The organism is Sorangium sp. So ce394, from assembly GCF_051474665.1.
In the GTDB taxonomy this organism is placed as follows: Bacteria; Myxococcota_A; Polyangia; order Polyangiales; family Polyangiaceae; genus Sorangium; species Sorangium cellulosum_D.
Map to the genome: position 1 here is coordinate 12,383,610 of NZ_CP150339.1, position 22,727 is coordinate 12,406,336.

The 22,727-nt window shown below is 73.2% G+C and carries 10 protein-coding genes; 3 read left to right on the top strand and 7 right to left on the bottom strand.

Annotated elements, in window-relative coordinates; translation table 11 throughout:
• Positions 1–4 precede the first annotated feature (4 nt).
• Positions 5–3,172: an efflux RND transporter permease subunit gene (locus tag WMF33_RS45765; RefSeq protein WP_437334463.1), complete on the top strand. Its 3,168-nt coding sequence runs from the start codon at positions 5–7 to the stop codon at positions 3,170–3,172.
• 19 nt (positions 3,173–3,191) lie between these two features.
• Here the strand turns inward: WMF33_RS45765 and WMF33_RS45770 are convergent, their stop codons facing one another.
• Positions 3,192–3,410 (bottom strand): heavy-metal-associated domain-containing protein, encoded by a 219-nt coding sequence (locus tag WMF33_RS45770; RefSeq protein ID WP_437334464.1) that lies wholly within the window; start codon positions 3,408–3,410, stop codon positions 3,192–3,194.
• A 164-nt stretch (positions 3,411–3,574) separates the two neighbouring features.
• Complete coding sequence (locus WMF33_RS45775; RefSeq protein WP_437339581.1) at positions 3,575–4,741, bottom strand: hypothetical protein; 1,167 nt, start codon at positions 4,739–4,741, stop codon at positions 3,575–3,577.
• A gap of 223 nt (positions 4,742–4,964) precedes the next feature.
• On the opposite strand from WMF33_RS45775, the gene WMF33_RS45780 reads away from it, so the two are divergent.
• Positions 4,965–5,696, top strand: coding sequence for an RNA polymerase sigma factor (locus WMF33_RS45780; protein ID WP_437334465.1), 732 nt, complete (start codon positions 4,965–4,967; stop codon positions 5,694–5,696).
• A 107-nt stretch (positions 5,697–5,803) separates the two neighbouring features.
• On the opposite strand, the gene WMF33_RS45785 is transcribed toward WMF33_RS45780, so the two are convergent.
• Complete coding sequence (locus WMF33_RS45785) at positions 5,804–6,106, bottom strand: HNH endonuclease (RefSeq protein WP_437334466.1); 303 nt, start codon at positions 6,104–6,106, stop codon at positions 5,804–5,806.
• 263 nt (positions 6,107–6,369) lie between these two features.
• Here WMF33_RS45785 and WMF33_RS45790 point away from each other — a divergent pair, with 263 nt between their 5' ends.
• The gene (locus tag WMF33_RS45790) at positions 6,370–7,278 is read left to right on the top strand and encodes a hypothetical protein (protein WP_437334467.1); all 909 of its coding nucleotides are present in this window, start codon (positions 6,370–6,372) and stop codon (positions 7,276–7,278) included.
• Positions 7,279–7,413: 135 nt separating this feature from the next.
• Here WMF33_RS45790 and WMF33_RS45795 read toward each other — a convergent pair whose 3' ends face one another.
• From WMF33_RS45795 to WMF33_RS45810, 4 genes are read right to left on the bottom strand one after another with little or no spacing between them, the layout of a single operon-like run.
• Positions 7,414–8,325: a cupin-like domain-containing protein gene (locus tag WMF33_RS45795; protein WP_437334468.1), complete on the bottom strand. Its 912-nt coding sequence runs from the start codon at positions 8,323–8,325 to the stop codon at positions 7,414–7,416.
• A gap of 32 nt (positions 8,326–8,357) precedes the next feature.
• Complete coding sequence (locus tag WMF33_RS45800) at positions 8,358–9,812, bottom strand: diaminobutyrate--2-oxoglutarate transaminase (RefSeq protein WP_437334469.1); 1,455 nt, start codon at positions 9,810–9,812, stop codon at positions 8,358–8,360.
• A 10-nt stretch (positions 9,813–9,822) separates the two neighbouring features.
• Positions 9,823–13,791 (bottom strand): non-ribosomal peptide synthetase, encoded by a 3,969-nt coding sequence (locus WMF33_RS45805; RefSeq protein WP_437334470.1) that lies wholly within the window; start codon positions 13,789–13,791, stop codon positions 9,823–9,825.
• Positions 13,788–22,724, bottom strand: coding sequence for an amino acid adenylation domain-containing protein (locus WMF33_RS45810; RefSeq protein WP_437334471.1), 8,937 nt, complete (start codon positions 22,722–22,724; stop codon positions 13,788–13,790). Before WMF33_RS45810 ends, WMF33_RS45805 begins: the two co-directional genes overlap by 4 nt.
• Positions 22,725–22,727: the final 3 nt, after the last annotated feature.

Sequence of the window (22,727 nt, forward strand, 5' to 3'; positions counted from 1 at the left end):
CGTCATGCAGTGGCTCGCCCGCGTTTGCGTCAAGAGGCCCGTCTTCGCGTCGGTCCTCATGCTGGTCATCGTGGTCCTCGGCGCCGCCGGCTACACCCGGCTCGGCCTCGACCAGTTCCCCGACATCGACGTCCCGTACGTGGTCGTCACGACGCGCCTCGACGGCGCGGCGCCCGAGGAGGTCGAGACCGAGATCTCCGACCGGATCGAGGGCGCGGTGAACACCATCAGCGGCATCGAGGACCTCCGGTCGACGTCGAGCCAGGGCGTGAGCCAGGTGGTCGTCGGCTTCACGCTGGAGAAGGACGCCGACGTCGCCGCCCAGGAGGTGCGCGACAAGATCAGCGCCGTCCTGCCCAGCCTGCCCAAGGGCATCGATCCGCCGATCGTGAGCAGGATCGACCTCGGCGCGGCCCCGGTGCTGCTCGTCTCCGTGGAGTCGGACCGGCCGATCCGCGAGCTCAGCGAGATCGCCGACAAGCAGGTGCGCCGGCAGATCGAGGGCATCTCCGGCGTCGGTCAGGTCAACGTGATCGGCGCGCAGAGCCGGCAGATCAACGTCTGGCTCGACCCGATCGCCCTCAGGGCGCAGGGGATCACCGCGGCCGAGGTGCAGCGCGCGATCGCGGCGCAGAACCTGATGACCCCGGGCGGCAGCGTCGAGACCGGCCCCGAGGACCTCACGCTCCGCGTGATGGGGCGCGTCGACTCGCCCGAGGCCCTCGGCCGCATCGTCCTCCGGCAGCAGGACGGCCGCGCCGTGCGCCTCGCGGACGTCGCCCGCGTCGAGGACGGCCGCGCCGAGGAGAAGACGTGGGCCCAGCTCGACCGGAGGCGCGCCGTCCTCCTGTCGATCGTCAAGCAGTCGGGCCAGAACACCGTCGCCGTCGTCGACACGGTGAAGGCGCGCCTCGCCGAGGTGCAGCGCTCGCTGCCCGAGGGGACGAGGATCGAGGTCGTGCGCGACGGCTCGCGGGTGATCCGCACGGGCATCGCCGCCGTGAAGGAGCACCTCGTGCTCGGCGCCCTCCTCGCCGCGGCGGTGGTGCTCCTCTTCCTCGGCAACGCCCGCAGCACGCTGATCGCGGCGCTCGCCATCCCGATCTCGGTCATCGGGACGTTCGCGGTCATGTGGGTCGCCGGCTTCACGCTCAACTTCCTCACGCTCCTCGCGCTCGCGCTCGCCGTCGGCATCGTGATCGACGACGCGATCGTCGTGCTCGAGAACATCGTCCGCTACATCGACGAGAAGGGGATGAAGCCGTTCCCGGCCGCCGTCCTGGCGACGAAGGAGATCGGCCTCGCGGTGCTCGCGACCACGCTCTCGCTCATGGCGGTCTTCATCCCGGTCGCGTTCATGCCCGGCATGGTGGGGCGCTTCCTCAAGAGCTTCGGCCTCACGATGGCCTTCGCCATCGGGGTCTCGCTCGTCGTGAGCTTCTCGCTCACGCCCTCGCTCGCCGCGCGGTGGCTCTCGGGGCACAGGCAGGCGGGCGCGCACGCGAAGCCCTCGATCCTCGAGCGCGCCGTCGACGTCTTCTACCGGCCGATCGAGCGCGCCTACATGGCCGCGCTCGCGTGGGTGATGAAGCGGCGCTGGGTGATCGTCGTCGCGTCGGTGGCCGCGCTCGGCTCGTGCGGCCCCATCGCCAAGACGCTGCCCGCCGGGTTCCTCCCGGAGGACGATCAGGCGCAGTTCGAGATCAGCCTGCGCGCGCCGGAGGGGACGAGCCTCACCTCGACCCGCCTCATCGCCGAGCGGATCGCCGACGACGTGCGCCGGCTCCCGGGCGTCACGAGCACGCTCATGACGGTCGGCGAGGGGGAGCAGCAGGCCTCGAACGTCGCCAAGATCTACGTGATGCTCGTCGATCCGGAGCAGCGCGCGCTCGGGCAGCTCGAGATCATGCAGAAGGCGCGCGGCGAGATCCTCGCGAAGCTGCCGCCCGAGCTGCGCGTCACGGCCGGCGAGGTGCAGGCGATCTCGTCCGGCGGCCAGGCGACGGGGCGGATCCAGGTGGCGCTCCAGGGGCCGGATCTCGACCGGCTGGCCGAGTACGCGACGCGCATCACCGAGGAGCTGCGGAAGGTCCCCGGCGCGGTGGACGTCGACAACAGCCTCGTCGTGGGCAAGCCCGAGCTCCGCGCGATCATCGATCGCGATCGCGCCGCGGATCTCGGCGTCCAGGTGGCCGACGTGGCCGGCGCGCTCCAGCTCTTCGTCGGCGGGCTCAAGGTCTCGACGTACTCGGAGGCCGGCGAGCAGTACGACGTCCGCGTGCGCGCCGACGCGAGGCACCGGGCGGACGCGCAGGGCCTCTCGTTCCTCTCGGTCCCCTCGTCCAAGCACGGCGCCGTCCCGCTCGACAGCGTGGTCGCGCTGGAGCCCGACAGCGGGCCCTCGTCGATCGGCCGCCTCGGCCGGCGCCGGCAGATCACGATCAGCGCGAACGCCGCGCCCGGCGTCGGCGACACCGCGGTGCAGGCGGCGCTCGACCGGATCATCGCCGAGCAGAAGATGCCGGCGGGCTACTCCACGCAGGCGGTGGGGAGCTCGAAGAACACGGCGAGCACGGCGACGAGCTTCGCCGTGGTCATCGGCCTCGCGTTCGTGTTCATGTACCTGATCCTCGCGGCGCAGTTCGAGTCGTGGCTCCACCCGATCACGATCCTGCTCTCGCTGCCGCTCACGGTGCCGTTCGCGCTGCTGTCGCTGAAGCTCTTCGACCAGTCGCTGAACCTCTTCTCGGGGCTCGGCCTCCTCGTGCTCTTCGGCGTGGTGAAGAAGAACGCGATCCTCCAGATCGATCACACGAACCACCTGCGGGCCGAGGGGATGCCGCGGCTCCAGGCGATCCTCCAGGCGAACAAGGACCGGCTCCGGCCGATCCTGATGACGACGATCGCCTTCGTCGCCGGCATGATCCCGCTCGTGCTCTCGCACGGCGTCGGCTCGGGCCAGAACCGGACGACCGGGGCCATCGTGCTGGGGGGCCAGTCGCTCTCCCTGGTCCTCACGCTGCTCGCGGTGCCGGTGGCCTACTCGCTCTTCGACGACGCGGCCGAGTGGCTCCGCCGCCGCCGGGGCAGGCGGGCGGAGGACAGGGGCGAGGCCGAGCTCGACGCGCTGCTCGCCGCGCCCGAAGCGAGCGCGGCGGCGGGCGGCGAGTGAGCCCGGCCAGCGCGGTCGCTCAGGCGGCGCGCGAGCGCACGTCGTAGCCGGCCCCGCGCACGGCCTCGACCAGCGCGTCCACGGGCGCGCGGGCCGGGTCGTGCTGCACGACGACGGCGCCCTCGCGCAGGCGGACGTCGACCTTGGCGACGCCGTCGAGCTCGCGCAGCGCGCCGTCGATGTGGCGAATGCAGGACGGGCAGCTCATCCCGCCGACCTGGAGGGTAGTCTCTTTCATGGTGTCTTCCTTTCGGCGACCCCGCGGCCGCTCACCTCCGAAGACGCAGCCGCCCGGCTTCATTACACCGCGCCCGCGCCGCTGCGCTCCGCCGGTTCGGCCCGGGCGCCCCCTGCGCGGCCAGGCAACGCCGCGCGGCCGGCCGAGGTCGGGCCGCGCGGCGCTTACAGGATGGGATCGATGCGGTAGACGCGGCTCGACCGCAGGTCGACGAAGTAGAGCTTGCCGTCCGGCCCGAAGGTGAATCCGGCGAGCGAGCCGGCCGGCAGGCCGGTATCCAGGGTGCGGACCAGCCGTCCTGTCAGATCGAAGGCATAGAATCGGCTGGTGGCGTGATCGGTGGCGTAGACGATGCCTTCGTGGACCTCGATCCCGCTCGGCGCCTCCAGCGTCCCCGGGGGGACGAGCTCGGTCAGCGTGGCCCCGTCGACGTGCTTGCGCGCCCTGACCGGCTCTTGCCCGTCGAAGCCCGCGCCGGGCGCGCCGCTCGCGGTATCCAGCTTGAGCAGCCGGCCGTGACCGGTGTCGGCGACGTAGAGATGGCGGTCCTCGGCGCGATAGAAGACGTGGCTCGGCGCGTCGTCGCTGCCGAGCACCTCGCCGGCGGCATAGCGGAGGATCGCGCCGTCGGCGTGGTCGTCGTTCCCGGGGCCGTGATCGTGGGCGAAGTCGTACCGGTCGAGCGCGAGGTCGTGGCCGTTGAAGACCCAATAGACGTTGCCCGCCTCGTGCGCGATGCCCTTGCAGAAGGGGCTCGAGTGGAGCATGTCGAGGTGCGACCCGAGGCCGTCGGGCGTCGATTTCGCGAAGACCGCGAGGTCCGACGAGAAGAGCGTCGGACCCATGAAGTCATTGCCGCCGTTGTCGTTGTCGCCGCAGACCCCGAACGTGCCTGCGTCGCCGAAGTCGATCGCCGGCGGCCGGTCCATGAAGTGCGCTGCGGCCGGGTCGCGGAGGCGGATCGAGGCGCTGTCGGGCGCGCCGGGCCGCGTGATGATGATCACGCTGTCATCCTGGCGGTTGACGACCCAGAGCTCCTCGGGCCGCTCGGGGTTGAAGTCGAGATCGGTCGGCTCACGCTGCCTGTCCTGCTCGTGGACCAGCACGAGCGCGACCGACGACGGACTGCCGTCCTTGACGCCGATCGGGGATCCGGGCGGGAGCGCGACGCACTCGCCGCGCACCTGATCGCACAGGGGCGTTTCGGGCGCGGGGGCGCAGTCCGGTGAGGCCTTGCAGAGCAGCGGCGGCTCCGGAGCGGCGTCCGGGTCTGCCCCGGAGCAGGCCGACACGAGTCCCACGCTTACCAGGACGAGCACCCTTTGCAGCATCACGCCGGCCTCCAAGTTGACGATGACGCGGACATTGTGACCCCGCCGGTCACGCTGGCCATCCCTTTCACGGTGGCCATCCCTTTGCGGCGTGGCTCCTTGTGTCGTGGCTCCCGGGCCCTTGCGTTGGGGCGGCGGCAGGCGGGTGGCGGAAGTGGGAGCGGCGCGGCGGAAGCGGGGGCGGGGTGGCGGCAGGCGGGCCCCGAGGTTAGCCTCATGCGTCATGAGCGAGACCGAGCGAGCCCCGGAAGGCACCGAGCGTGCGAGGGAGGAGGCCGAGCCTGCGAGCGCGGAGGGCGCCGCGCCTGGGAGCTCGGCCGATGTGGTCGCGACGCTGGTCGAGAGCCACCGGGAGTTCCTGCGATTCCTGGAGCGCAAGGTCGGCAACCGGGCGGTCGCCGAGGACATCCTGCAGGACGCGTTCGTGCGGGGCATCGGCCGCATCGACAGCCTGCGCAACGATGAGTCCGCCACGGCGTGGTTCTATCGGACCCTCCGGAATGCCGTGGTGGACCATTTCCGGCGCAAGGGGGCGTCGGAGCGGGCGATGGCCGCGCTGGCCGCCGAGCTCGACGAGGTGGCCGAGCCGCAGGTGGAGCAGCGCGCCGTGTGCCAGTGCGTCCGGGCGCTGGCCGGCACGCTGAAGCCCGAGTACGCCGCCGCGCTCCAGCGCGTGGAGGTCGACGGGCTCTCGGTCCAGGCGTTCGCCGAGGAGGCGTCGATCACCGCGAACAACGCGGCGGTGCGCCTCTTCCGCGCGCGCGAGGCGCTCCGCAAGCAGGTGGCCGCGTCGTGCGGGACCTGCGCCGATCACGGGTGCCTCGACTGCTCGTGCGGCCCGGTGCCGCCGAGAGCGGCGAAGGGCGAGCCGGAGCCGCCGAGAGCGGCGAAGGGCGAGCCGGAGCCGCGGCGAGGCTGCGGGCACGGGGCGGGGGATCGCGGTCCGGTCGGGTGAGGCGCCGGGCTCGAAGGCGCCGAGCAGCCCGCTAGAGCTCGGCCTGTTCGGCCGCTCCGGGAAGGTGCGCGGCGCCCTCCAGCGGGCGGCGGCGGATGGCTGGATGTCTATCCGTTGTAGTAGGCGTAATCCCCTGTGTCGCCGATGATGGTTCCCGAGCGGTACCTTCCACCCTCGTGCGCGGAGTAATGACACGATTGACAGAGGATGACGCAGTTGTCCACGCTGCTCGTCCCGCCGAATCGGATGGGGCGTATGTGATGCGCCTGCGCCGCCTCGCCGTAAAAATGCGCTGATTTTCCTGTGCTGTCGATGCTTGCGATGTGCTCGCCGCAGCTCCCGCAGCGGAAATACTGCCGGCACAGGGCGGATTGCTTGGTGGATTCGGAGAAGTCTTCGGGTCGTGACATGTCGCGTGACTCCTATGCTTTCCCGGTGAGCGATCGGCCCTCCGCGCTGCAAGGCGAACCGAGACGCCGCCCCGTGTCGAGACGACGCGCCTCCGGCAGGGGGTGACCAGCAGGGTAGGTCGGATCGCGTGACGAATCCGGGAAGGTGGCCGGAATTTACGAGGTGGGAGGCGGCTGCTCCGGCGCGTGCGGGAGCTGCCGCAGGAGCCGGGCACACCGCCCGGAAAAATCAGCATGGCTGCAACCACCCGAGAGATGACCCGATGCCCTCAGTCACGCATGAAGCCCTGGTCGAGCTGTTCAAGAACCGCCCGAGGCTGGCCGCCGAGATGCTGCAAGACGCGCTCGGCCAGCCGGTCCCCGCCTTCACGGAGGCGCGCGTCGAGTCCTCGGACCTGGCCGAGGTCGTGCCCTCGGAGCGGCGGGCGGACGCCATCGTCGTGCTGCTGGCGAGCGAGCAGCAGCGGCCGGCGATGGCGATCGTGGTCGAGGTCCAGCTCGGCGTGGACCGGGACAAGCCGTACGTCTGGCCGGTGTACGTGACCCAGACGAGGGCGCGGCACCGCTGCCCGACGCGGCTGCTGGTGGTGACGATCGATGCGGCGATGGCGCGGTGGAGCGCGCGGCCGATCGATACGGGCCACCCAGGCTGGACGCTGACGCCGCTGGTGCTCGGGCCCGAGGGCGTCCCGGTCGTCACAGACGCCGAGCAGGCGAAGGCGGCGCCGGAGGTGGTGGTGCTGTCGGCGATGGCGCACGGGGAAGGGGAGGCGGGGGAGGCGATCGGGGTGGCGTTCCTGGCGGCGGCAGCCGGGCTCGATGAGGAGCGCCGGGCGCTGTACGCGGACGTGGTGCTATCCTCGCTGAACGCAGCGGCGAGGCGGACGTTGGAGGCGATGATGAAGAGCGGATACCAGTATCAGAGCGAGTTCGCGCGTAGCTACGTGGCCCAGGGCAAGCAGGAGGGCCGTGAGGAAGGGGTGCGCGAGGGCACCCTGAAGACCAAGGCGCACGATGTGCTGGCCTTCCTCGAGGCCCGCGGGCTGGAGGTCCCCGCCGACGTCCAAGAGCGCGTGCTCGCGAGCACCGACATCGCCGAGCTGGACCGGTGGATCCGCCGCGCCGCCGTCGTCAGCGACGCCCGCGAGCTCCTCGCCACGAACGGCTCCTGAGCGCGCGACCGCGCCCTGCCCACAGCCCCAATCCGTCGCACGCCAGCGACGCTGAGACACCCGGCCTGGCCCCGCGGGGCACCGCGCCAGAGCGGGAGAAGTCTGCCGGCGGTCCGCTCGCTCGAGGAGCGAAGTCTACCGCACCATGCCGACGGCGGCGGTGAGCATCTGCCGAAAACCGGGCGGAAGCATGGAGCACGCGTGCATCACCTGGGCCATCCCGCCGAACTCTTCGACGTCCTGGGCCGTGATCTCGGGAAGGCCCGGATCCCGCCCTGCCTCGAGCTGCGCCCGGTAGGTCATGAGCTTGTCCACGAGGCTCTCCGGGTACCACCAGAAGCTCAGCGAGATGCTCTTCTCGAGCGACGTGACGTAATGCCAATGATCCCTCGGTAAATACAGGATGTCGCCAGGCCCCACGACCGTCTGCACCATCCTGACCTCCGCGAGCCTGGGATGCTTGACGCGGTCCCAGGCGTTGAGGAGAATCTCGCTCTTGACATTCGTGCTGTCGGAGCTGGCGGTGCACATGCACTCGTCGTAGGCCGGCGGCACCAGCACGAACTGCTTCTTCCCGCATATCTGCACGAAGCAGTTCTCGTTGCGGAGAAATGGGATCTGATAATAGTAATCCTTGTGGAAGTGCGCGATCGTCCCTGACGGCCCCACCCACAAGGCCACCGTGAGCTGGCGCGGCATCGGGACGTACGCTGGTACCTCGTAGTAGTCCGAGATCCCGCGGAAATCGCTCGCCTCGAGCTGATCGCCATACGCCTCGGTCGCGTCGAGGCTGCGGAGATAGTCTCTCAGCCGGACGCGGCCGACCTTCTCCGCGCCCACGGGATCGGTGCTGAACGCGATCTCTTGCGAGCCGTATTTCTCGTCGAGCCAGTCAAAGCTCCACCGACGCGTCCACGAGGACGCGCCGCCCTCGATGACGACCGGGGTCTTGGTCTTGTAGTACGTCCGTCGAAACGCCTCGACCGACAGCGAGCCCACCCGTTCGATCTCGCTGACCTGGAGGCCCATGGCCGTTAGATTGAGCATGTCGAGTTCTCCTTCTGAAGCGCGCCCCTCGGCTACGCGCAGGCGGCCGCGAGCGCCTGACCGAAGATCCTCGCCGCCTCGTCGAGCTGGGCGGCCGTGATGACGAGCGGCGGGAGGAACCGCATCACGCTGCCGTGGCGCCCGCCGCGCTCCACGATCAGCCCGCGCCGCAAGCACTCGTGCTGCACGCGCGCGGCGAGCTCCGGGTGGGCGGGGCGGGCCCCGAGCGCGTTCGGCACGGCCGCCGCGTCCACGAGCTCCACGCCGACCATCAGGCCGCGGCCGCGCACGTCGCCGATGCACGCGAACCGCTCGCCGAGCGCGGCGAGCTGCTGCATGAGCCGCGCGCCGAGCTCCGCGGCCGCGGCGTCGAGGCGCTCGGCGCGCAGGACCGCGAGCGTGGCCGACCCCGCCGCCATCGCGAGCTGATTGCCGCGGAACGTGCCCGCGTGGGCGCCCGGCCGCCAGGCGTCGAGGCGCTCGTGATACACCACCACCGAGAGCGGCAGCCCGCCGCCCAGCGCCTTCGACAGGACCACGACGTCCGGCTCGATGCCGGCGTGCTCGAAGGCGAACATGCGTCCCGTGCGTCCGAAGCCCGACTGCACCTCATCGAGGATCAGCGGGATATCGTAGCGGGTCGCCAGCCCCCGCAGCCCCTTCAACCACGTCACGGGCGCCGGGATGACGCCGCCCTCGCCCTGCACGGCCTCGATGATGATGGCAGCCGGCTTGGGCACGCCGCTCTCCGGGTCGGACAGCAGGTTCTCGATGTAGGCGAGCGAGGCCGCCACGCCGGCGTCGCCGCCGAGCCCGAACGGGCAGCGGTACGCGTACGGATACGGCAGGAACTGGACGCCGTGCAGGCTGTGGCCGAGCGCCACCTTGGGGCCGAGATTGCCCATCAAGGTGAGCGCGCCCTGCGTCATGCCGTGATACGCGCCGTGGAACGCGAGCACCGTGCCGCGCCCGGTGGCGATCTTGGCCAGCTTCAGCGCGGCCTCGACGGCGTCCGCCCCGGTGGGGCCGCAGAACTGGATGCGCGCGTAGCGGGCGAAATCGGCCGGCAGCGCGCCGAGCACGTCCTGCATGAATCGGTCCTTCACGGGCGTCGTGAAATCGAGCCCGTGGAGCGGCAGTCCCGAGCGCAGGGTGCGCTCCATGACCTCGATCACCGCAGGGTGGTTGTGGCCGAGCGCCAGGGTGCCGGCCCCGGCCAGGCAGTCGATGAACACGCGCCCCTCGACGTCCTCCACATAGACGCCTTGCGCGCGGGCCAGCGCCAGCGGCAGGCGCCGCGGGTACGTGCGGGCGCTCGACTCCCGCTGCCGCTGCCGCTCGAGCAGCGGATGATCCCCGAGATCGTACGGCGCGCGCCGCCGGTGACGCTCGGCCAGCTCGGCGACGAGGCCCGCGTGGAGGGTCGGTTTCAGCGCCACAGGCACCTGGTCCAGGGCGGGCACGTTCGAAGCTGCAGATAGGCTCATCGGGTACTCCCTAGCGAGACGGGTTGGTCGATTCCGGGCGTTCCGGGGCGCGCTCCCCCAGGTCCAAGACCTCCAGGGCCGCGCGTACGCGCGCGTGCACGTCGGCCCCCTGCACGGCGGCGAAGTGATCGCCGGGCACGATCGCCGTGCGCACCGCGCCGGCCGTGTACTGCTGCCAGTCCACGGGCGGGCCGCCGCGGCGCTCGATCGTCTGGGCGCTCCAAAAGACGTGGATGGGCGCCCGGAGGCCGCGCGGCGGCAGCTCGTTCAAGAACACGGCCGCGTCCCGGAGCAGCGCGTACCGGGGGTGGAAGGCGGCCGCCGGCACGTCGCCCGGCACGAAGCCGCGCGCCTGGGCCCACCGCACGGCCTCGTTCACGCGGTCGACCTCGCCCAGCCCCGAGAGCCGCGCGCGTAAGGCGTCGAGCTCCGCCGGCGGGAGCGCGAGCAACGCCGCCCTGCGATCCAGCGCGACGTACGCGGCGAGCTCCTCCACGGCGTCCGGCTCGCCCGACGCGTAGACGCGCGTGCGCGGCTGCGTGTCCAGGAGGCCGACGAAGGCGACCGTCTCGCGCTGCTCCTCCAGCGCCCGAGCGACGGCGAGCGCCAGCACGCCGCCCAGCGACCAGCCCAGCAGGAGATAGGGGCCGCGGGCCTGCCGCTCCCGGATCTCGCGCGACAGCCGCTCGGCGATCCGCCGGATCGACACCGCCTCGGCCTCGCGCGCGAGCGCCGGACCGAGCTCGAGCCCGAGCACGGGCTGGTCGTCGCCGAGGGCGGCGGCGAGGCCCTCGTACGCCGTGACATGCCGGCCCGTGGGGTCCACGCAGAAGAGCGGCGGGCGCGACCCGGCCGCGCGGAGCGCCACGATGCTCGACGCCGGACGCTCGCCGTCGAGCAGCCGCGCGAGACCCGCCACGGTCGGCGCCTCGAAGATCGCCATCAGCGACAGCGAGCCGCCGAGCGCCTGCTGGATCCGGTGCATCAGCGGGATCGCCAGCAGCGAGTGCCCGCCGAGGTCGAAGAAGTCGTCCTCGACGCCCACCTGCGGGCGCCCGAGGACGTCGGCCCAGATCTTCGCGAGCGCCTCCTCGACCGGCGTCCGCGGCGCGACGTACGCACGCCGCCGCCGCGCCGCGGGGCTGGGCAGCGCGCGCCGATCCACCTTTCCGTTCGCGGTCAGCGGGAGCGCGTGCAGCAGCACGACGTCGCTCGGGTGCATGTACTCGGGGAGCCGCTCCCTCAGGAACGCGCGCAGCGCAGCCTCGTCGAGCGCGCCGTCCCGGGGGACGACGTAGGCGACGATCGCCCGCCCGCCGGCGCCGTCTTCCCGAGCGACGACGACCGCCTGCCCGACCGCCGGATGCTCCCGGACGCGCGCCTCGATCTCCCCGAGCTCGACCCGGTGACCGCGGATCTTCAGTTGATGATCGCGCCGGCCCATGAACTCGATGGCGCCGTCGGGCCGGTAGCGCGCCCGGTCGCCCGTCCGGTAGAGGCGCGCGCCCGCGCCGAAGGGGTGCGGCACGAACCGCTCCGCGGTCAGATCGGGCTGGCCGAGGTACCCGCGCGCAAGCCCGGCCCCGCCGAGGTACAGCTCGCCCACCGTGCCCGCCGGCGCCGGCTCCAGGCGCTCGTCGAGCACGTAGGCCTCCGCGCTCGCCAGCGGCCGGCCGATCGGCACCGAGGCGCACCCGCGCCGATCGCGCAGGTCGCCGAGCGGCAACACCAGCGCGCCCACCGTCGTCTCGGTCGGCCCGTAATGGTTGGCCACCGCGCAGCCGCTCGAGAGCGCCGCGATCCGGTCGACGAGCGCGAGCGGCAGCGCCTCGCCGCCCAGCACGAGGAGCCGCCGCGGCAGCACCGCCGCCCCGGCGCCCGCGTCGAGCAGCGCGCTCAGGTGGGACGGCACGATCTTCAGTACGTCGAGCGGCCAGCGCCGGGCGTACTCCGAGAAGAGCCGCCCGTCGGTGGCCGTCTCGTAGCCGATCACGTGCAGGCACCCGCCCGTGGCGAGGGCGCCGAAGATGCTCGTGTTGCCGAGATCGGCGGTCAGCGTCGAGACGGTGGCGAAGTGCAGCCCGGCCTCGATCCCGAGCGCCTCGCACACCGACCGGGTGTAGCTGGCGACGCCGCGGTGCGTGACGGCGACGCCCTTGGGCTCGCCCGTGGACCCCGACGTGAAGACGACCGACGCGAGATCGTCGAGCAGGACCGGCACGCCCGGGTCGCCGGCGGGCTCGGCGTCGAGCAGCGCCGCGTCGTCCACGGAGACCACGGCGCAGTCCGCGGCCGGCAGCCGGGCGCGGGCCGCCGCGTTCGTGACCAGGACCGAGAGGCCCGCGCCGCGGATCTGCTGGGCGAGCCGCTGCGCGGGCGCGTGCGGGTCGAGCGGCACGTAGGCCCCGCCGGCCTTGAGGATGCCGAGGAGGCCCGCGATCATGTCCGCGGAGCGCTCGCAGCAGAGGCCGACCGGGCTGCCGCCGCCGACCCCCCGCCGGCGGAGGTGGTGCGCGAGCCGGTTGGCCTGCCGGTTCAGCGCGCCGTACGTGAGCCGCCGCTCGCCCCCGACCACGGCCAGCGCGTCGGGCTGCCGCGCGGCGTGCTCCTCGAACGCGGCGTGCAGGCACCGCGGCGGCGCCCCGTCGCGCGCCGCGCCCCGGCCCGCCGCGAGCCGCCGCGCCCGCTCCGCCGGGCCGAGCAGGCCGAGGCTCGAGGCCGGCGCCGACCAGCCCTCGGCCACGCTCCCGAGCAGCGCCCGGTACTGCTCCGCCATCGCCAGGGCGCCCTCCGCCCCGCACCGGCGCGCGTCGTACCGGAGCGAGAGCCGCACGCGGCCCTGCCCTTCCTGGGCCGAGAGCGCGAGTTTGAGCCCGCCGGCGCCCGTGCACTGGCGCTCGAGCTGCCAGGAGAGGCCCCCCGCGGCCCGGGGCTCCGGGAGCGACTGGAGCTCGAAGCCGACGGCGCTGGCGTGCCATCCGCCGTCGGCCGGCGAGCCGGGATCGAACGACTCCTGTCCCTCCGCCGCCTCCTCGACGCCGGCCTGCGCCCGGCGCGCAAGGTCGGCGAACCCGAGCGCGTCGTCCACGCGGCACGCCACCGGGAGCCACTTGGCCACCGGGCCCATGACCTCCTGGACGTCCTCCATCCGCCGCCCCTCCGAGGCGACGGCGACGACGAGCTCCCGCGACCCGCCGAGGCGCGCGAGGTGGACCTGCCAGGCCGCGAGCAGGACCGAGGAGAGCCGGATCCCCTCGCCGCGGGCCAGCGCGCTCAGCCGGTCGAGCAGCGCCGCGTCGACCTCGATCGCGACGGCCTCCTCGGAGGCGCCGCCCTCCTCGGCGGCGCCCTCGAACGGGAGGACGAGGGGCGCCGCCGCCGGAGCCCGGGCGCCCTGCGCCGCGCCGACGAGATCGTTCTGCCACTCGGCGAACTGGGCATACTGCACCGGCTCCGCCGCGAGCGCCCCTCGATCGCCGGCGGCGTAGGCCTCGGCCAGCTCGTCGAAGAGGAGGCGCAGCGTCCACGCGTCGGCGCACAGCGCGGGCGCGGCGACGAGCAGATCGTGCCGCCGCGCGGCGCGGCGCACCAGCCACACGTGGAGGAGCGGCCCGCGCTCGAGGTCGAACCCGAGCCGCGCGGCGTCGCGCCAGAGCGCCTCGACGTGCGCGTCCTGGTCGCCGGCCGCGCGGCCGGTCAGATCGACGCGGCGCCACGCGGGCGCCGCCTCGCCGACGGCTTGCAGCGGAAACCGGAGGCGCGCGTCCCGGCGGAACGTCGTCCTCAGGATCTCGTGGCGCGCGACGACGCGGGCGAGGGCGCCCGAGAGCCGCGCGGGATCGAGGTCTCCCTCCAGCCGGAGGAGCCCGCGCGCGCACGCCGCGGCCCCGCGCTGATGGAGCGCCCAGAGGTGCCGCTGCTGCGGCGACAGGCGCACCCCCTGGACGCTCGGCGTCGACTCCGTGACCTGCATCGTCATGACGCCACCTCGCCGCGGGCGCCCGGCGTCGCCGTCCCGCCCGTCACCATCTCGCCCATGGCCACGACGATCTTCCGTGGACCGGAGAACGGATCGCGGCCGTGGGCCACGAGCATGTTGTCGAGCAGGAGGACGTCGCCCTCCCGCCACGGGAACCGCACGGCGCAGCGCTCGTAGGCCTCGCCCACGGCGCGCGTCGTCTCGACGTCGATCGGCGAGCCGTCGCCGTAGTACACGTTGCGAGGCAGCCACTCCTCGCCGAGCATGGACAGGAGCGAGTCGCGCACCGGCGCCTCCAGGTACGCCGGGTGGTGCAGCTCAACCTGGTTGAAGAACACCTGCTCTCCCGTCCTCGGGTGCGCGAGCACGGCCGGGCCGCGCTGGCTGATCCGCAGCCGGCCGCCCGGAAGCCACGCGCACCCCATGCCGCCCGAGCGGCAGCGCTCCTCCACGACCGCGGGGTCCGTCGTGTGGAAGAAGTCCTGCCAGCTCACGTCGAAGCCCGGCGTGAAGTTCCGCACGTAGAGCAGGCCGAGGCGCCGGAAGCGCTCGCGGAGCTCGGGCGACAGCGCCTCGAGCACCCTGCGGCAGTCCACGATGGGCGTCGCGCCGCCGGACGGGGCGGCCTGGACGCAGAAGAACCACTGCTTGAGCGGCCAGCGCGGGATATGCGAGCTCTCGTTGTGGAACAGGATCGCCTTGTCGGCCGGATACGGCGTCGAGGCGTAGACCTGCCGCCCGGTCTTCTCTCGCGGCAGATCGCCGTACTCGCCGAACAGCTCGCCGCAGACGGCCTGCGCGACCTGCTCGAACTCCGGGACCGACCGGAGCCCGAAGCCGCGGAACAGCACCGCGCCGTGCCGATCGAGCTGGGCCTCGACGAGCGCGCGCTCCTGCGCGGCCCAGGCCGCGAGGTTCACGTCGTCGACGGCGGGCTGGACGACCAGCGGCAGCGGCCCTCCGCCGAGCGTGCCGGTGGAGACCAGCGCGCCGTGGTCGATTCCCACCCTGCGAGGCGTGATGTGTTTGAGGCCCTTGGGCCGGCCCTGACCGCGCGCGTTCCCTTGCGCGTGACTTGGCATCGTGCGTTCCTCTCTCGTCGAGGTTGCGAGCGCCGTAATGCGATCTTCGGAGCTTTCCACGATCGACCGCAGCAGGGCGACGAGCTCCGTCGCCATGCCCTCGATCGTGGAGGGCTCGAACAGATCGGCCCGGTACGTCCACTGAGCCCGGAGCCCCTCCTCCGTCTCCTCCACGAACACCCCGAGGTCGAACCGCGACATCTTCCAGTCGAGATCCACGGCGCTGAAGCGGACCCCCGGTAGATCGATGTTGGTCCTCGGCGTGTTCTGCAGAACGAACAGGGTCTGCACCAGCGGGTGCCGGCCTGGATCGCGGGCCGGGCGCACGGCCTCCACGACCTGCTCGAAGGGCAGGTCTTGATGCGCGTACGCGTCCAGCGTGACCTCACGGACCCGGCGGAGCAGCTCCAGGAAGCTCGGTTGACCGCCGAGGTCCGTCCGCAGGACCAGCAGGTTGACGAAGAACCCGATGAGCCCTTCGGTCTCCACGTGGCTGCGGTTGGCCACGTCGGTCCCGACGAGGAGGTCGGTCTGGCCGGTGCGCCGGAAGAGCAGGACCTTGAACGCGGCGAGCAGCGTCATGAACAGGGTGGCGCCCTCGCGCCGGCCCAGGGCGCGGAGCGCCTCGGCCAGCCCTCGATCCACCGTCATCACGTGGCGAGCCCCGCGATAGCTCACCACCGCCGGCCGGGGGCGATCCGTGCGCAGGTCGAGCGCCGGCGGATGATCCGAGAGCCGCTGACGCCAATAGCCCAGGTGCGCTTCGCGGACCGCTCCCCGCATCCACGCTCGCTGCCAGACGGCGAAGTCGGCATACTGGATCGGCAGCGCCGGCAGCGCCGGCGGGCGGCCCGCCCGCGCCGCCTGGTAGAGCTCGGCCAGCTCGACCACGAGCACGTTCATGGACCAGCCGTCCGTCAGGATGTGGTGCATGACGAACACCAGCACGTGCTCGTCGTCGCGGAGCTTGATCGCGGTCACGCGGACCAGCGGACCGCGGCCGAGGTCGAACGGCACCGCGGCGCGCTCGGACGCCGCGCGCTGGATGGCAGCGTCGTGCTCCGCGTCCGGCGTGGCCGACAGATCCACGACCTCGAAGGCCGGCGCCCCGTCCGGGGCGATGACCTGCACCGGCTCGCCGTCGATCGTGCCGAACGTGGTGCGCAGCGGCTCGTGGCGCCGGGCGAGCGCGGCGAGGCTCTCCTTCAGGAGCGCGAGATCCAGGTCCCCCGCGACGCGCACCGCCGCGGTCATGTTGTACGCGGCGCTCTCGGGCTGGAGCTGGGTGAGGAACCACAGGCGCTGCTGCGCGAACGAGAGCGGCAGCGGCGCCTGCCGCGGCACCGGGACGAGCGGCGGCTCCTCGGCGGCGTCCGCGTCGGCGCGCGGCGGCTGGACGTCGCGGGCCAGCTCCGCCACCGTGGGGTGGTCGAGCAGGTGCTTCGGGCTGAGCTTGAGGCCGCGCTTGTTGGCGCGCGCGATGACCTGGAGGCTCCGGATGGAGTCGCCGCCGAGGGCGAAGAAGTTGTCGTGCACGCCGACCCGGTCCCGCCCCAGGACCTCGGCCCAGACCTGCGCGAGCGCCGCCTCGACCTCGTTGCGCGGCGCGACGAAGCCGCCGTCCTCCGGCGCGCCGGCCCGCCCTGGCTCGGGCAGCGCGGCGCGGTCGATCTTGCCGTTCGCGGTGAGCGGCAGCGCGGGCAGCGGCACGATCGCGCTCGGGACCATGTAGTCCGGCAGGCGCTGCGCGAGCCGCTCGAGGAGCGCGGCCGTCTCGAGCGCCGCCGCGTCCCTGCCCACCACGTAGGCCACGAGGCGCTTGGCATTCCCGTCGTCCCGCGCCACCACGATCGCCTCGCGCACCTCCGGCTGCTCGCGCAGGTGGGCCTCGATCTCGCCCAGCTCGACGCGGTGGCCGCGCAGCTTGATCTGGTGGTCGGTGCGCCCGAGGAACTCGATCGCGCCGCCCGGGCGGTAGCGCGCCTGATCGCCGGTCCGGTACAGGCGGCCGCCGGGCGAGCCGCCGAAGGGATCCGGGACGAAGCGCTCGGCCGTCAGCTCGGGGCGCGCGTGGTAGCCGCGCGTCACGCCGGCGCCGCCGAGGTAGAGCTCCCCGGGCACGCCCACCGGCACCGGCTCCATGTTCCGGTCCAGCACGTACGCCTGCGTGTTGGCGAGCGGCCGGCCGATCGGCACGGGCCCCGTAGGCCGGTCGCGCGCGGCGTCGATCTCCCACGTGAGCGAGCCGACCGTGGTCTCGGTGGGACCGTAGTGGTTGATGACGGCGCAGTCCGGGGCGAGCGCTCGGATCCGGTCGATGAGGTCCCAGCTCGAGGCCTCGCCGCCCAGCACGAGGCAGCGCCGGGGCAACACGCGCTCGGGGCGCGCCGCCTCGAGGAGCGCCGCGAGGTGGCTCGGGACGATCTTCAGGCCATCGACGCCGTGGAGGCTCATGTACTCGGCCATGCGGTCCGGATCGAACGTCCGGTCGCCCGACAGCACGTGCAGCGTGCGGCCCGAGCAGAGCGCGCCGAACAGCGACGTGTGCCCGAGGTCCGCCGCGACGGTCGAGACCAGCGCGAGGCCGGCGCCCTCCGCGAGCGGCAGCCGCGCGAGCACGGCGTGCACGTAGTTCACGAGCTGCCGATGCTCCACGGCCACGCCCTTCGGGCGCCCCGTCGAGCCCGAGGTGTAGATGAGGTAGGCGAGGTTCTCGGGCCGGGCCGTCGCGCCGAGCGGCTCGGCCGCCTCGGCCGCCAGGGCCGCCGCGTCGCGGTCCAGGCACAGCGACGTCCGCCCCGGCGCGTCGAGCGCGCCCGCCCACCGCGCTTGCGTGACGACCACGCGGGCGCCGCTGTCGGCCAGCACGGCGTCCAGCCGCTCTCGCGGGAACTTGGGATCGAGCGGCACGTACGCGGCGCCCGCCTTGAGCACGCCGAGCAGTCCGACGACCATCTCCGCCGACCGCTCGAGGCACAGGCCGACGCGATCCTCGGGCCCCACGCCGGCCGCCCGCAGGCGGCGCGCCAGCTGGTTCGCCCTCCGGTCGAGGTCCCGGTACGAGAGGGCCGTCTCCTCGTACACCACGGCGGCCGCGTCCGGCCGGCGCGCCGCGTGCGCCTCGAACAGCTCGTGGACGCAGGCGTCCGCCGGCACGGCCGCGGCCGTCGCGTTCCACTCGATGAGCACGCGCCGCCGCTCGGCCTCGCGGAGGAGCGCCAGATCGCCCACCCGGGCGCGCGGCCGCCGCACCATCTCCTCGAGCAGCTGGCGCAGCTGGTCGAGCATGCGGCAGGCGGCGTCGCCATCGAGCCACCGCCGGTCGTACGAGAGCCGGAGCCCGAGCTCCGAGCCCGGATAGGCCACGATCGTCAGCGGATAGTTGTTGTGGATCCTGGCCTGCTCGAAGGAGAGGCGGACATCGCCCACCTGCTCGCCCAGCCGCGGGTCGATCGGCGCGTTCTGGAAGACCACCAGGCTGTTGAAGAGCGGCTGTCCCTTGGGGAGCTCGCTCCACTGCTGGATCTGCGAGAGCGGCGAATACTCGTACTCGCGGAGGCGGTAGTTGTGGGCCAGGAGATCTTTCAGCCACGCGAGGAGCGGCTGCTCGGGCGCCACCATCACGCGCAGCGGCAGGCTGTTGATGAACAACCCGACGATCGTCTCCACGTCGGGCAGATCGGCCGGGCGCCCTGCCACCGTCACGCCGAACACGACGTCGCGATGCCCGCTGTAGCGGCTCAAGAGGAGCGCCCAGGCCCCTTGCACGAGGGTGTTGAGGGTCAGCCCGTGCTGCTGCGCGAGGCCCATCAACGCCTCGGTGGCGGCCGCCTCCAGCTCGATGACCGCGTCCCCCATGCCCGCGGGCTGCTCCGGATGGCCAGGGACGGCTCGCTCCACGCCGAGGGGCGTCGGCGCGGTGAAGCCGTGGAGCTCGCCGCGCCAGAAGCGCTCGGCCGCGGAGAGGTCCTGCCGCCCGAGCCAGGCGATGTAGTCGCGATACGGACGCAGCCGGGGCAGCTCCAGCGGCCGTCCTTCCCGCAAGGCCGTGTAGTACGACAGGCACTCCATCATCAGCAGCGAGAAGCACCAGCCATCGGTGAGGATATGGTGGAAGCTCCGCACGATGCGGCAGGCGTCCTCCGTCACGCGGATCAGCCGGATCCGCCAGAGCGGCGCGCGGGTCATGTCAAGCCCGGCGGTCAGCTCGGACTCGAGCGTCTCGGCGAGGCGGGCCTCCTGCTCGGCCTCGGGCAGACCGCGCCAGTCCAGGACCTGGATGACGCCGGAGAGATCGACGTGCCGGTGGACGATCTGGAGCGGCCGCTCGAGATCCTTCCAGAGGAAGGACGTCCTCAGGATGGGATGCCGCGCGACGACACGCTGCCAGGCCTCGACGATGAGATCGGCGTCGAGCCGGCCGGCCCACGTGTAGTGTTGCTGCATGAGGTAGATGCCCGAGCCCGGGTTCAGGAGGGTGTGGAACAACATGCCCTCCTGCGTCGGCGACAGCGGATAGACATCCTCGATGCCCGACCGGTCCGGCAGGATCCGATCGAGCTCGTCTCGCGTGAGGCCGCTCAGCGGGAGCTCGGTGGGGAGCGCGGGGCCCTCTGCCCTCGTCGCGCCGGCGTCCACGACCGCGACCGCCGCGGCCGCCGCGGCTGCGGCCACCGTGGGGTGGTCGAGCAGGTGCTTCGGGCTGAGCTTGAGGCCGCGCTGGTTGGCGCGCGCGACGACCTGGAGGCTCCGGATGGAGTCGCCGCCGAGGGCGAAGAAGTTGTCGTGCACGCCGACCCGCTCCTGCCCCAGGACCTCGGCCCAGACCTGCGCGAGCGTCGCCTCGACCTCGTTGCGCGGCGCGACGAAGCCGCCGGCGTCCGGCGCGCCGGCCCGCTCTGGCTCGGGCAGCGCGGCGCGGTCGATCTTGCCGTTCGCGGTGAGCGGCAGCGCGGGCAGCGGCACGATCGCGCTCGGGACCATATAGTCGGGGAGGTGCAGCGCCAGCCGCGCGCGGAGCGCCGCCGCGTCGAGGGGCGCCGCGTCCCTGCCCACCAGGTAGGCCACGAGGCGCGTGGCCCCGCCGCTGTCCCGCGCCGCCACGACCGCCTCGCGCACCTCGGGCTGCTCGCGCAGGCGCGCCTCGATCTCGCCCAGCTCGACGCGGTGGCCGCGCAGCTTGATCTGATGGTCGGTGCGCCCGAGGAACTCGATCGCGCCGTCGGCCAGGACGCGCGCTCGATCCCCGGTGCGGTACAGGCGGCCGCCCGGGGTGCCGCCGAAGGGATCCGGGACGAAGCGCTCGGCCGTCAGCTCGGGGCGCGCGTGGTAGCCGCGCGTCACGCCGGCGCCGCCGAGGTAGAGCTCCCCGGGCACGCCCACCGGCACCGGCTCCATGTTCCTGCCGAGGACGTAGGCCTGCGTGTTGGGCAGCGGCCGGCCGATGGGCACCGTCGCCGCCGATCGGTCGGCCGCGGCGTCGATCGGGTAGGTGAGCGAGCCGACCGTGGTCTCGGTGGGGCCGTAGTGGTTGACGACGGCGCAATCCGGGGCGAGCGCCCGGATCCGGTCGATGAGCGCCCAGCTCGAGGCCTCCCCGCCGAGCACGAGGCAGCGCGTCGGCAACACGCGCTCGGGGTGCGCCGCCTCGAGCAGCGCCGCGAGGTGGCTCGGGACGATTTTCAGGCCGTCGATGCCGTGGCGGCTCATGGCCTCGGCGGTCGCGTCGGGATCGAAGATCCGCGCCTCGGACAGGACGTGCAGCGCGCGGCCCGAGCAGAGCGCGCCGAAGAGCGACGTGTGCCCGAGATCGGCCGCGACGGTCGAGACCAGCGCCATGCCGCCGCCCTCGGGGAGGGGCAGCCGCGTGAGCACGCCGCGCACGTAGTTCGCGAGGTGGCGGTGCTCCACGGCCACGCCCTTCGGCCGACCGGTCGAGCCCGAGGTGTAGATGAGGTAGGCGAGGTTCTCGGGTCGGGCCGCGGGGCCGAACGGCCCATCGGGCAGGGCGTTCAGGGCGGCCTCGTCGCGGTCCAGGAAGAGCAGCGCCGGCCCCGGCGCGTCGAACGCGCCGGCCCACCGCTCGTGGGTGATCACGACCCGCGCGCCGCTGTCCTCCACCACGGCGCGGAGCCGCTCGCGCGGGAACTTCGGGTCGAGGGGCACGTACGCGGCGCCGGCCTTGAGCGCTCCGAGCAGCGCGACGACCATCTCCGCCGAGCGCTCGACGCACAGGGCGACCCGGTCCTCGGGCCGCACGCCGAGCGCCCGCAGCCGGCGCGCCAGCTGGTTCGTCCTGCGGTCGAGCTCCCGGTACGTCAGCGCCGTCTCCTCGCAGACGACCGCCGGCGCGTCGGGCCGGGCGGCGGCGTGCGCCTCGAACAGCTCGTGGACGCAGGCCGCCGGGAAGGCCGCGGCCGTCGCGTTCCCGCCCTCGAGCAGGCGCCGCCGCTCCGCGCCGCTCACGAGGGGCAGCTCGGCCAGGCGGGCGTGCGGCCGCGCCGCCATCGCCTCGAGCAGCGCGCGGAGCTGCCCGAGCAGGCTCGCCGCGGCGTCGTGCGCGAGGCGGCGGCGCTCGTAGCACACGATGAGCCGGAGCTCGCTCGACGGCTCGACGATGAGCGACAGCGGGTAGTTGTTGCGCCCGGCGGTGAGCGTGGCGTCGCCCTCGCGTACGCCGGGCCGGGGCAGGGGGCGGACGCGCACGTCGCGCACGTCGCGCACGTCGGATTGCCCGCCGGCCACGTCTTCCTCGGGGTAGCTGTCGAACACCACGAGCGTGTCGAAGAGCGAGCGCCCGCCCGGCACCTCGCTCCAGCGCTGGACCTGGGAGAGGGGGGCCCACTCGTGCTGGCGCAGCTCGCTGTTCCGGTCCTGCAGCCGCGAGAGCCAGGCGGCGAGCGGCTCGTGCTCGTCCACGCGGACCCGCACCGGCAGGGTGTTGATCAGCACGCCGACGATGGCCTCGGCGCCGGGGAGCTCCGGGGGCCGGCCCGACACCGTGGCGCCGAAGACCACGTCGGCCTCGCCGCCGTGCCGGGCGAGCAGGAGGGCCCACGCGCCCTGCACGAGCGTGTTGAGCGTGACGCGCAGGCGGCGGGCGCAGGCCGCGAGCGCCTCCGTCTCCGCCCGCGAGAAGCTCAGCGCCTGCTCGGCGAACGGGGGCGCGTCGCCGCGCGCCGCGGCCGGTCCCGCGCCGGCCTCCATGGGGACCGGCGTCGGCGCCCGGAACCCGGCCAGCGCCTCGCGGAAGAACCGCTCGGCCGTCGCTTCGTCCTGGGCCTGCACCCACGCGAGGTAGTCCCGGTACGGGCGCGCTCGCGGCAGCTCGGGGATCGCGCCCCGCGCGAGCGCTCGATAGACGAGCAGCGCCTCCCTCAGCAGGAGGGCGAAGCTCCACCCGTCCAGCAGCAGGTGATGGTGGCTGTTGACGAAGCAATGGGCGTCCTCCGCGATCCGGACCAGCGTGAGCCGCATGAGGGGGGCCTTCAGCAGGTCGAAGCCGGCGCGCCGGTCCTCGGCCATCAGCGCGGCCAGCGCCTCCTCGCGCTCGCCCTCGGCGAGCCCGGAGAGGTCGTGGCGCGCGAGCGGGATCGTCACCCGCGGGCGGACGACCTGCACGGGCCTGGCGACGCCCTCCCAGACGAAGCCCGTGCGCAGGATCGGGTGCCGCTCCGCGAGCGCCTGCCAGGCGCGCTCGAAGGCGTCCGGATCGAGCCGCCCCTCCAGGAGGAAGGCCGTCTGGACGAAGTACGGGTCGGCGGACCGGTCCGAGACCGCGTGAAAGAGCAATCCCTGCTGGAGCGGGGAGAGATAGTGAATCGACTCAACGTCTTTCTTCTTGGTTGCCATGGC